This window comes from Streptomyces longispororuber (assembly GCF_024448165.1).
Taxonomy (GTDB): Bacteria; Actinomycetota; Actinomycetes; order Streptomycetales; family Streptomycetaceae; genus Streptomyces; species Streptomyces longispororuber_A.
On the sequence record NZ_JAMOLN010000108.1, the window covers coordinates 23,252 to 34,149 of the forward strand.

The 10,898-nt window shown below is 70.2% G+C and carries 9 protein-coding genes; all 9 read right to left on the reverse strand.

Annotation, left to right across the window (positions count from 1 at the left end; genetic code table 11):
• Positions 1 to 32: 32 nt before the first annotated feature.
• Positions 33 to 1,109 (reverse strand): peptide chain release factor 1, encoded by a 1,077-nt coding sequence (gene prfA / locus M4J07_RS27370; protein ID WP_255975787.1) that lies wholly within the window; start codon positions 1,107 to 1,109, stop codon positions 33 to 35.
• 104 nt (positions 1,110 to 1,213) lie between these two features.
• Complete coding sequence (rpmE, locus tag M4J07_RS27375) at positions 1,214 to 1,435, reverse strand: 50S ribosomal protein L31 (RefSeq protein WP_010984345.1); 222 nt, start codon at positions 1,433 to 1,435, stop codon at positions 1,214 to 1,216.
• 132 nt (positions 1,436 to 1,567) lie between these two features.
• Positions 1,568 to 2,668 (reverse strand): LCP family protein, encoded by a 1,101-nt coding sequence (locus tag M4J07_RS27380; RefSeq protein ID WP_255975789.1) that lies wholly within the window; start codon positions 2,666 to 2,668, stop codon positions 1,568 to 1,570.
• Positions 2,669 to 2,967: 299 nt separating this feature from the next.
• Positions 2,968 to 5,010, reverse strand: a complete 2,043-nt coding sequence (gene rho / locus M4J07_RS27385; RefSeq protein WP_255975791.1) for a transcription termination factor Rho — start codon at positions 5,008 to 5,010, stop codon at positions 2,968 to 2,970.
• Positions 5,011 to 5,414: 404 nt separating this feature from the next.
• Complete coding sequence (gene thrB / locus M4J07_RS27390) at positions 5,415 to 6,341, reverse strand: homoserine kinase (protein ID WP_255975793.1); 927 nt, start codon at positions 6,339 to 6,341, stop codon at positions 5,415 to 5,417.
• A gap of 273 nt (positions 6,342 to 6,614) precedes the next feature.
• Entirely contained in the window at positions 6,615 to 7,673 is a 1,059-nt protein-coding gene (gene thrC / locus M4J07_RS27395; protein ID WP_255975803.1) for a threonine synthase, read from the reverse strand.
• 14 nt (positions 7,674 to 7,687) lie between these two features.
• On the reverse strand, positions 7,688 to 8,980 hold the full coding sequence (locus M4J07_RS27400; protein ID WP_255975795.1) for a homoserine dehydrogenase: 1,293 nt from the start codon (positions 8,978 to 8,980) through the stop codon (positions 7,688 to 7,690).
• A 137-nt stretch (positions 8,981 to 9,117) separates the two neighbouring features.
• Positions 9,118 to 10,509: a diaminopimelate decarboxylase gene (gene lysA / locus M4J07_RS27405; RefSeq protein ID WP_255975797.1), complete on the reverse strand. Its 1,392-nt coding sequence runs from the start codon at positions 10,507 to 10,509 to the stop codon at positions 9,118 to 9,120.
• 21 nt (positions 10,510 to 10,530) lie between these two features.
• The coding region (locus M4J07_RS27410) for a DALR anticodon-binding domain-containing protein (RefSeq protein WP_255975799.1) at positions 10,531 to 10,898 on the reverse strand (368 nt) is incomplete at its 5' end.

Genomic DNA, 10,898 nt, shown 5'->3' on the forward strand with positions numbered 1-10,898 from the left:
CGGGGCGATCTGTTGTACGGGGCTTGCGCGGGTTACGCGGCGGCGAGCTTGGCTGCCGAGTCCGCGTCGACGCACGCCTGGATCACGGCGTCGAGCTCACCGTCGAGCACCTGGTCCAAGTTGTACGCCTTGAAGCCGACTCGGTGGTCCGAGATGCGGTTCTCCGGGAAGTTGTACGTGCGGATCTTCTCGGAGCGGTCCACGGTGCGGACCTGGCTGCGACGGGCGTCGGCTGCCTCGGCCTCGGCCTTCTCCTGCGCCGCGGCAAGAAGCCTGGAGCGCAGGATACGCATCGCCTGCTCCTTGTTCTGCAGCTGGCTCTTCTCGTTCTGGCAGGAGGCCACGACGCCCGTGGGGATGTGGGTGATGCGGACGGCGGAGTCCGTCGTGTTGACGGACTGCCCGCCCGGGCCCGACGAGCGGTAGACGTCGATGCGCAGGTCGTTCATGTTGATCTCGACGTCGACCTCCTCGGCCTCGGGCGTGACGAGCACGCCGGCGGCGGAGGTGTGGATGCGGCCCTGCGACTCGGTCGCGGGCACGCGCTGCACGCGGTGCACGCCGCCCTCGTACTTGAGGCGGGCCCAGACGCCCTGGCCGGGCTCGGTCGCGCCGTTGCCGCCCTTGGTCTTCACCGCGACCTGGACGTCCTTGTAGCCGCCCAGTTCGGACTCGGTGGAGTCGATGATCTCGGTCTTCCAGCCGACGCGCTCCGCGTACCGCAGGTACATGCGCAGCAGGTCGCCGGCGAAGAGCGCCGACTCGTCGCCGCCGGCGCCGGCCTTGATCTCGAGGATGACGTCCTTGTCGTCGGACGGGTCACGGGGCACCAGGAGAAGCCGCAGCTTCTCGGTGATCTCCTCGCGCTGCTTGTCGAGCTCCTTGACCTCGGCCGCGAAGTCCGGGTCGTCGGCGGCCAGTTCCTTGGCCGTCTCGATGTCGTCGCCGGTCTGCTTCCAGGAGCGGTACGTCGCGACGATCGGGGTGAGCTCGGCGTAACGCTTGTTCAGCTTGCGCGCGTTCGCCTGGTCCGCGTGGACCGACGGGTCCGCGAGCTTCTTCTCCAGGTCGGCGTGCTCACCGATCAGGTCCTCGACGGCCTCGAACATCTCCGGCTCCTGCTTGTACGGGGGTCAAAAGAGGGGCTGCACCGCAAAGCGCCGGTCCCGGTGCCCCCGCGAAAGGGGCACCGGAGACCGGCGCTGGAGCCTCGCTACTTCTTGGCAGCGGCAGCCTTGCCGAAGCGGGCCTCGAAGCGGGCCACGCGGCCACCGGTGTCGAGGATCTTCTGCTTGCCCGTGTAGAACGGGTGGCACTCGGAGCAGACCTCGGCACGGACGGTGCCGGACGAGATGGTGCTACGGGTGGTGAACGACGCGCCACAGGTGCAGCTGACCTGCGTCTCGACGTACTCGGGGTGGATGTCGCGCTTCAAGGTGTCTCCTAGGTTCGGGAGGGCGCCGGGTCGCAGACGCGGATTGCGGGAGCGTGAACCGGAGCCGACGTACCAGTCTGCCAGGACTGGCCGCATCTCCCCAAACCGGGGTACGGCCGGAACTATTCCCGGCTACTGGACCACGCCGTCGGCCGTGCCGGTCGCGGTGTCCTCGGTGGCGGCCTTCGGCACCGCCCGGTCGGCCTTGAGGGCCTTCCAGACCTGGTCGGACTTGGTCTCGTCGACAAGGACGCGGTTGGCGTCGGCCGGGTCGTACTGGACCGGCAGCGTGACCATGTTCATGTCGTTGGAACCGATGCCCTTGAGCCCGTTCGCGAACGAGGTCAGGTCCTTCACCGACGCCAGCTCGGAGTCCGTGGTCACGGACTTGGTGGCGGTGTCCGCGAGGTCGTACAGCTTCTTCGGGTTGGCGAAGACGCCGACGTGCTTGATCTGGTCCATCAGGGCCTTCATGAACGCCTGCTGGAGCTGGATGCGGCCCAGGTCGCTGCCGTCGCCGACGCCGTGCCGGGTGCGGACGAGGCCGAGGGCCTGCTCGCCGTCGAGCTGGTGGGTGCCGGCGTCGAGCTTCAGATGGCTGTCGGGGTCGTCGATCGCCTTGCTGGTGGTGACCTCGACGCCGCCGAGGTCGTCGATCAGCTCCTGGAAGCCGCTGAAGTCGACCTCGACGTAGTGGTCCATGCGGATGCCGCTGAGGGACTCGACGGTCTTGACCGCGCAGGCCGCGCCGCCGGTGGAGTAGGCCGAGTTGAACATGACGTCGTGCGCGGCCGGGTACTCGGTGCCGTCCTTGCTCGTGCAGGACGGCCGGTCTATCAGCGTGTCCCGGGGTATGGAGACGATGCTGGCCTTCTTGTGGCCCTTGTAGATGTGGACGACCATCGCGGTGTCCGAGCGGGCCGAGCCCTCGTCCTGGCCGCCGCCGACCGTCTTGTTGTCACCGGCGCGGCTGTCGGAGCCGAGCACGAGGATGTCCTGCGAGCCGTTGTCGACGTTCTCGGGGCGGTCCGTGCCCAGGGCCGCGTTGATGTCCACGCTCTTGATGTTGCCGTTGAGCTTGAAGTAGACGTACCCGAGCCCGGTGCCGCCGAGGACGACCACGCCCGCGGCGCTCCACGCCACGATGCGCAGCGCCTTGCCGCGTCCGCTGCGTGGCTTGCGGCGGCGGCCCTTGGCGCGCCGGCGCCCGGGGGTGCTGTCACGGTCCGGCATGTGCTCCTCGCTGGTTTGTCTGCCCTGCTTCGGTGTGGCCCGCTTTGCTCTTCACCCCGTGTGACGGCGAACCGGGAAGAAGGGTTGCACAGCGAACTGTGTCCCCAGCGAGTACCCACCCTCACGCAACGTAACGGGACCAAAGTCCCCAGCCCATCTGACCTGCACTTTCATGCACATGTGCCGCATGCTTCACAGCCGCCCCGGATTCTTATGCATGTGGTGAAGGTCTCCGGGGCCGCGAAAAGGGCTGAGCCCCGCCGCGGGTGCGACGGGGCTCAGCTCGTGAAGTACGGACGTCAGTCGTTGCCGTTGCCCGGCGCCGGCGTCGTCTTCTGGATCTGCAGCAGGAACTCCGCGTTGGACTTCGTCTGCTTCATCTTGTCGAGCAGCAGCTCGATCGCCTGCTGCTGGTCGAGCGCGTGCAGCACGCGACGCAGCTTCCAGGTGATCGCGAGCTCGTCGCTGCCGAGCAGGATCTCTTCCTTGCGGGTACCGGACGCGTCGACGTCCACCGCCGGGAAGATGCGCTTGTCGGCGAGCTTCCGGTCGAGCTTGAGCTCCATGTTGCCGGTGCCCTTGAACTCCTCGAAGATCACCTCGTCCATGCGGGACCCGGTGTCCACCAGCGCGGTGGCGAGGATGGTCAGCGAGCCGCCGTCCTCGATGTTGCGGGCCGCACCGAAGAAGCGCTTCGGCGGGTACAGGGCGGTCGAGTCGACACCACCGGACAGGATGCGGCCGGAGGCCGGCGCCGCCAGGTTGTAGGCACGGCCCAGACGCGTGATGGAGTCGAGCAGCACGACGACGTCGTGACCGAGCTCGACGAGACGCTTGGCGCGCTCGATGGCGAGCTCGGCGACCGTCGTGTGGTCCTCGGCCGGGCGGTCGAAGGTCGAGGAGATGACCTCGCCCTTGACCGACCGCTGCATGTCGGTGACCTCTTCCGGACGCTCGTCGACCAGGACGACCATCAGGTGGCACTCGGGGTTGTTGTGCGTGATCGCGTTGGCGATCGCCTGCATGATCATGGTCTTGCCGGTCTTCGGCGGGGCCACGATCAGACCGCGCTGGCCCTTACCGATCGGCGACACGAGGTCGATGATGCGGGTGGTCAGCACGCCCGGGTCCGTCTCCAGGCGGAGGCGGTCCTGCGGGTACAGGGGCGTCAGCTTGTTGAACTCCGGTCGCCCGCGGCCGGATTCGGCCGCCATGCCGTTCGCCGAGTCGAGGCGGACGAGCGCGTTGAACTTCTCGCGGCGCTCGCCTTCCTTCGGCTGACGGACCGCACCGGTGACGTGGTCACCCTTGCGCAGGCCGTTCTTGCGGACCTGGGCGAGGGAGACGTAGACGTCGTTGGGACCCGGCAGGTAGCCCGACGTACGGATGAAGGCGTAGTTGTCGAGGATGTCGAGGATGCCCGCGACGGGGATCAGGACGTCGTCCTCGGAGACCTGCGGCTCGTTGCCGAAGCCCTCGTCACGCCCGCGACGCCCACGGCGGTCGCGGTAACGGCCCCGGCGGCCACGGCGGCCACCCTCGAAGTCGTCGTCGTCCTGCGGGCCGTTGTTGCGGTCGCGGTCGCGGTCCTGACGGCCGCCACCCTGCTGCTGCCGGTCCTGACGGCCGCCCTGGTCCTTGTTGCCCTGGCCCTGGTCGTCGCCCTTGCCGCCGCGGCGGTCGCGGTCGCGGCCACCACGGTCACGGCGGTCACGGCGCTCACGACGGCCCTCGTTGCCGCCGTCCTGACCGTCGCCCTTGTTCTCCGCCTGGTTGTCCTGCTTCTGCTCCGTCTTCACGGAGCCGGCCTCGGCGGCGACGGTCTCCGGGCTGCCCGCCTCGGCGGTGGCACGGCGCCGACGGCGCTCGCCGGCCGGCTGCTCGTCCCCGGCGCCCTGGCCCGGGATGTCGATCTGCTGCTGGGCGGTGGCCTTCTTCGCCTTGGCGTCGGCGGTCTCGGCCTTGTCCGCCTTGGCGGCGGTCTTCGCGGGCGCGGCGTCGGCCGCGGGCTCGTCGCCGGTACGGGCCTTCGAGGTGGCCCGGCGCTTCGGCTTCGCCTCGGCGGCGTCAGCGCTCTTCGCGGGGGCGCCGCCGCCCGCCTGCGCCTCCTTGATGACCTCGATCAGCTGGCTCTTGCGCATCCGCGCGGTGCCCCTGATGCCGAGGCCCGATGCGACCTGCTGCAGCTCGGCCAGCACCATGCCGTCAAGGCCGGTACCGCGGCGCCGCCGGGAGCCCGAAGCACCGGAGGCGGGCGCGGCAGAGGCGTCCGCAGAGGACGCGGCGGGCGCGGCAGCAGAGCTGTCGGCAGTCACGCCCATCAGATCGGTGGTGTCGCTCACGAAGGGTCCTTCCCTGGAGCGGACGTCGGCCTGTCTGGCTCGGCGACCGGTTGTGCTGTCCGGCGGTGGTCCTGCCTGTAAGGACCGTGCCGGGGCGGTTGTCCGCCGATGAGGCGGGAGAATTCATTGGTGACGGCGATTCGCGATTCCGCGGGTGCACTGAATTTCTGTGTCACGCGGCTCGATCACGCCGGTTCCGGAGCATGCACGACAGCAATCAGAGCCGCGTCCCGACGTGCAAGGACACTGCGCAGATTTGCTGGGGAGGCTCCCGGAAGAATGGTTGTCCCGGACGGGGACACACAGCACCTCGCCATGGTGGGGTCGGGTGCAGACTTGAGGTTAACACTACCGGATCCAACAAACATTCCCCCTTCTCGAAATCCGGCAACCGACGCTTTTGATCAGATGCCGGAGGAGCCCAGCGGCAGCACGCTCGCTCCGTCGACGTCGAGGGCCAGACGGTTGGCCGCCCACCCCTCGCCGGCCAGCCGGGCGACCTTGTCGGCCGCGCCGTCCTCCACCAGGGCGATGACCGTCGGCCCCGCCCCGGAGATCATCGCGGGCACCCCGTCGGCCCGCAGCCGCTCCACCAGTGCGGCACTCTCCGGCATCGCCGGAGCCCGGTACTCCTGGTGGAGACGGTCCTCGGTGGCCGGCAGCAGCAGCTCGGGGCGCCTGGTCAGCGCCTCGACGAGCAGGGCCGCCCGGCCCGCGTTGGCCGCGGCGTCCACATGGGGGACGGTGCGCGGCAGCAGTCCTCGTGCCATCTCGGTGAGGACCGGCTTCCCCGGTACGAAAACCACCGGAACGATGGAATCGGCCGCGTCGAGGCGGATCGCCCGCCCCGCGCCGGCCTCCATCCAGGCGATGGTGAAGCCGCCGAGCAGGCAGGGGGCCACGTTGTCGGGGTGGCCCTCGATCTCGGTGGCGAGCTCCAGCAGCGCCGTGTCGTCGAGCCGGGCGTCACCGCCTATGGTCACGGCCCGCGCGGCGACGACCGCCGCGACGATGGCGGCGGAGGAGGAGCCGAGGCCGCGGCCGTGCGGAATCCGGTTGGCGCAGACGATCTCGAGGCCGCGCGGCTGCCCGCCGAGCAGGTCGAAGGCCGTGCGCAGGGACCGTACGAGGAGGTGCGACTCGTCGCGCGGCAGGGTCTCGGAGCCCTCACCTGCGATGTCGATGTTCAGCCCGGAGTCGGCGACCCTGACGACCACGTCGTCGTAGAGCCCCAGCGACAGGCCGAGGCTGTCGAAGCCCGGGCCGAGGTTGGCGCTGGTGGCGGGGACGCGCACCCTGACGGCGGCGGCGCGGAACGCGGGACCGGCCATCGCTCGATGACTCTCCTTGAGCTGCGGGATGTTTCGAAAACTTCCGAGACTTCCGATGTCTTGTGCTGCGTAGGACGACACCCGGGCCGCGAAGAACGCAATGGCGGCGGCACCACGGCATATGCGGTGGGCGGGTTCGGTACAGCCTATCGAAGGAAGGTTCTGTGGCGACATAGGGCGCACAGGAGGCGCACGATGCGTGTCGTAAGCCCCCTGTGCACCCCCTGTGCGGATACGTCCAGTTGACGGCGTATCAGCGGCTGCGCAGGACCGTCAGGCGAGGCCGAGGCGCTCGGCCGCGGCGGCCGCGTCGACCGGCACGGTGACCGGCTGCGGAGCGCCGGCGACGGCCCAGTCGGGGTCCTTCAGACCGTTGCCCGTGACGGTGCAGACGATCTTCTGGCCCCGGTCGACCTTGCCCTGCTCGGCGGCCTTCAGCAGACCGGCGACGGACGCGGCGGACGCGGGCTCGACGAAGACGCCCTCCTGGGACGCCAACAGCTTGTAGGCGCGCAGGATCTCACGGTCCGTCACCTCGTCGATGAAGCCGCCGGACTCGTCGCGCGCGGCGAGCGCGTAGTCCCACGACGCCGGGTTCCCGATGCGGATTGCGGTCGCGATGGTCGACGGGTCCTTGACGACCTCGCCGCGCACGATCGGCGCGGAACCGGAAGCCTGGAAGCCCCACATGCGCGGCGTGCGCGACGACACTCCGTCGGCCGCGTACTCCTTGTAGCCCTTCCAGTAGGCCGTGATGTTTCCGGCGTTGCCGACCGGCAGGACGTGGATGTCGGGGGCGTCGCCGAGCGCGTCCACGATCTCGAACGAGCCGGTCTTCTGGCCCTCGATGCGGAACGGGTTGACGGAGTTGACCAGCGCCACCGGGTAGTTCTCGGAGAGGGCGCGGGCCAGATTCAGGCAGTCGTCGAAGTTGCCGTCGACCTGGAGGATCTTCGAGCCGTAGACCAGCGCCTGGCCCATCTTGCCGAGCGCGATCTTGCCGCGCGGCACGAGCACCGCGCAGACCATTCCGGCGCGCACCGCGTAGGCCGCGGCGGACGCCGACGTGTTGCCGGTGGAGGCGCAGATGACGGCCTGCGCGCCCTCCTCCTTGGCCTTGGTGATGGCCATGGTCATGCCGCGGTCCTTGAAGGAGCCGGTGGGGTTGGCGCCCTCGACCTTCAGGTGGACCTCACAGCCCGTGCGCTCGGAGAGCACCTGCGCGGGCACGAGCGGCGTGCCGCCCTCGCGCAGCGTCACGACCGGCGTGGTGTCGGTCACCGGGAGCCGGTCCCGGTACTCCTCGATGATGCCGCGCCACTGGTGGGTCATTCCGGTCATCCCTGCTACTCCCCTTCAACACGCATGATGCTGGCGACACCGCGCACGGTGTCGAGCTGACGCAGCGCGTCCACGGTCCCGGTGAGGGCCGCGTCCGCCGCGCGGTGGGTGACGACGACGAGGGAGGCCTCGCCGTCCTTCCCCGACTGCCGCACGGTGTCGATGGAGACCCCGTGCTCGGCGAAGACCGTCGCTACCTGGGCGAGGACACCCGGCTTGTCGGCCACGTCGAGGCTGATGTGGTACCGCGTCACGACGTCGCCCATCGGGGAGACGGGCAGCTGCGTGTACGCGGAGTCGCCGGGTCCCGTCGCGCCGTTGAGGCGGTTGCGGCAGACGGCGACGAGGTCGCCGAGTACGGCGGACGCGGTCGGCGAACCGCCGGCACCGGGCCCGTAGAACATCAACTGGCCCGCGGCCTCGGCCTCGACGAACACGGCGTTGTACGCGCCGCGCACGGAGGCGAGCGGGTGGTCGAGCGGGATCATCGCGGGGTGCACGCGGGCGGTGACGGAACCGCCGTCGGCGGCCCGCTCACAGATGGCGAGCAGCTTGATGGTGCAGCCCATCTCCTTCGCGGACGCGAAGTCGGCGGCGGTCACCTCGGTCATGCCCTCGCGGTACACGTCGTCGAGCCGGACCCGGGTGTGGAAGGCGATCCCGGCGAGGATGGCGGCCTTGGCGGCGGCGTCGAAGCCCTCGACGTCGGCGGTCGGGTCGGCTTCCGCGTACCCCAGGGCGGTGGCCTCGTCGAGGGCCTCCTGGTAGCCGGCGCCGGTCGAGTCCATCTTGTCGAGGATGAAGTTCGTGGTGCCGTTCACGATCCCCAGGACGCGGTTGACCTTGTCGCCGGCGAGCGACTCGCGCAGCGGCCGGATCAGCGGGATCGCACCGGCCACGGCGGCTTCGTAGTACAGGTCGGCGTCGTGGTCGAGGGCCGCGGCGTGCAGGGCCTCGCCGTCCTGGGCGAGCAGCGCCTTGTTGGCCGAGACGACGGAGGCGCCGTGCTCGAAGGCGGTGGTGATGAGGGAGCGCGCGGGCTCGATCCCTCCGATGACTTCGACGACCACGTCGATGTCGCCGCGTTTGACGAGCGCGGTGGCGTCGGTGGTGACGAGCGCGGGGTCGATGCCCTCGCGCACCTTCGAGGGACGCCGGACGGCGACACCCGCGAGCTCCACGGGAGCGCCGATCCGGGCGGCGAGGTCATCGGCGTGCGTCGTCATGATGCGCGCCACCTCTGAGCCGACGACCCCACAGCCCAGCAGCGCCACCTTCAGCGGACGCGTACGCATCATCCGACCTCGTTTCCTCTACTGCTTCTCGAACGTCGACGTGTCTCGACGGATGTCGACGGTTCTCTACGGTGGAACCAGTCTCACCCACCGGACCGGGGTTTCCGCCCCTGGTCCGGATCGTGAGACGGATATTTCATTTATCCGACGTCGAGACGCAGGAGATCTTCCTCCGTCTCACGCCGGACGATCACCCGGGCCGCACCGTCGCGCACGGCGACGACGGGCGGGCGAAGTGCGTGGTTGTAGTTGCTGGCCATGGAGCGGCAGTACGCGCCGGTGGCCGGGACGGCGATCAGGTCGCCCGGTGCGACGTCGGCCGGCAGGAACGCGTCCTTGACCACGATGTCGCCACTCTCACAGTGCTTGCCGACGACCCGGACCAGCGCGGGCTCGGCGTCGGAGCGGCGCGAGACGAGGGCGACGGTGTACTCGGCGTCGTAGAGCGCGGTGCGAATGTTGTCGGACATGCCGCCGTCGACGGAGACGTAGGTCCGCAGGCCGTCGAGTGGCTTGACGGTGCCGACGGTGTACAGCGTGAAGGCGGTCGGGCCGACGATGGCGCGGCCCGGCTCGACCGAGATGCGAGGGGTTCTCAAGGAGGCGGCCTCGCACTCGCGCGTCACGATCTCGTTGAGCGCCTTGGCGATCTCGTGCGGCTCGCGCGGGTCGTCGTCGCTGGTGTACGCGATGCCGAGGCCGCCGCCGAGGTCGATCTCGGGCAGCTCGACGCCGTGCTCGTCGCGGATCTCGGCGAGCAGGCCGACGACGCGGCGGGCGGCGACCTCGAAGCCGGCCATGTCGAAGATCTGCGACCCGATGTGCGAGTGGATGCCGATGAGCTCCAGGCCGTCCAGCTTCAGCGCCCGGCGCACGGCCTCGGCGGCCTGCCCGCCCGCGAGCGCGATGCCGAACTTCTGGTCCTCGTGCGCGGTGGCGATGAACTCGTGGGTGTGGGCCTCGACGCCCACGGTCACGCGGATCTGCACGCGCTGCCGCTTGCCGAGCCGGTCGGCGATGTGGGCGACGCGCACGATCTCCTGGAAGGAGTCGAGAACGATGCGCCCGACACCGGCTTCGACGGCGCGCTCGATCTCCTCCTCCGTCTTGTTGTTGCCGTGGAAGGCGATGCGCTCGGCGGGCATGCCCGCGGAGAGCGCGGTGCTCAGCTCACCGCCCGAGCAGACGTCCAGATTGAGCCCCTCCTCGTGCAGCCAGCGCACGACGGCCCGGGACAGGAACGCCTTGCCCGCGTAGAACACGTCCGCGTCCGGGCCGAAGGCGTCGCGCCACGCGGCGCACCGGGCCCGGAAGTCGGCCTCGTCGAGGAAGTACGCGGGGGTGCCGAACTCCTCGGCGAGCCGGGCCACTTCGATGCCGCCGACGCTGACGGCGCCGTCGGCGGCGCGCGTGACGGTCTGCGACCAGACCTTCGGGTCGAGGACGTTCAGGTCGGCCGGCGGCGCGGCGTAGTGACCCTCGGGCAGGACGTCGGCGTGGCGGGGGCCTGCGGGGTGTGCGGAACGGCTCATGGCTGCGGTGCGCTCTCTTCTTTACAGATGGTCCGGGGCGTCGATGCCGAGCAGGGTCAGGCCGCCTGCGAGCACCGTCCCGGTGGCTTCGGCGAGCGCGAGCCGGGCGCGGTGGGCGGCCGAGGGTTTCTCCTCGCCCTGCGGCAGCACGGCGCCGGCCAGCGGGAGCAGGGCGTCGGCGACGTCGACGAGGTGGCGGGCGAGACGGTCGGGGGCGCGGTGCCGGGCGGCCGCGGCGAGGACGCGCGGGTGGTCGGCGAGAACGGCCACGAGGTCGTCGTGGCCGGACGGGTCACCGGGGGTGCGGGTGAACCCGAGGTCCGCCGCGTTCCTGGTCAGGGCGCGGCTGCGGGCGTGGGCGTACCGGACGCGGAAGAGCGGGTTGCCCG

Coding starts and splice junctions, on each gene's coding strand:
- prfA (WP_255975787.1), bottom strand. CDS start 1,109: ATGTTCGAGGCCGTCGAGGACCTGATCGGTGAGCACGCCGACCTGGAG.
- M4J07_RS27400 (WP_255975795.1), bottom strand. CDS start 8,980: ATGATGCGTACGCGTCCGCTGAAGGTGGCGCTGCTGGGCTGTGGGGTC.
- lysA (WP_255975797.1), bottom strand. CDS start 10,509: ATGAGCCGTTCCGCACACCCCGCAGGCCCCCGCCACGCCGACGTCCTG.
- M4J07_RS27380 (WP_255975789.1), bottom strand. CDS start 2,668: ATGCCGGACCGTGACAGCACCCCCGGGCGCCGGCGCGCCAAGGGCCGC.
- thrC (WP_255975803.1), bottom strand. CDS start 7,673: ATGACCCACCAGTGGCGCGGCATCATCGAGGAGTACCGGGACCGGCTC.
- thrB (WP_255975793.1), bottom strand. CDS start 6,341: ATGGCCGGTCCCGCGTTCCGCGCCGCCGCCGTCAGGGTGCGCGTCCCC.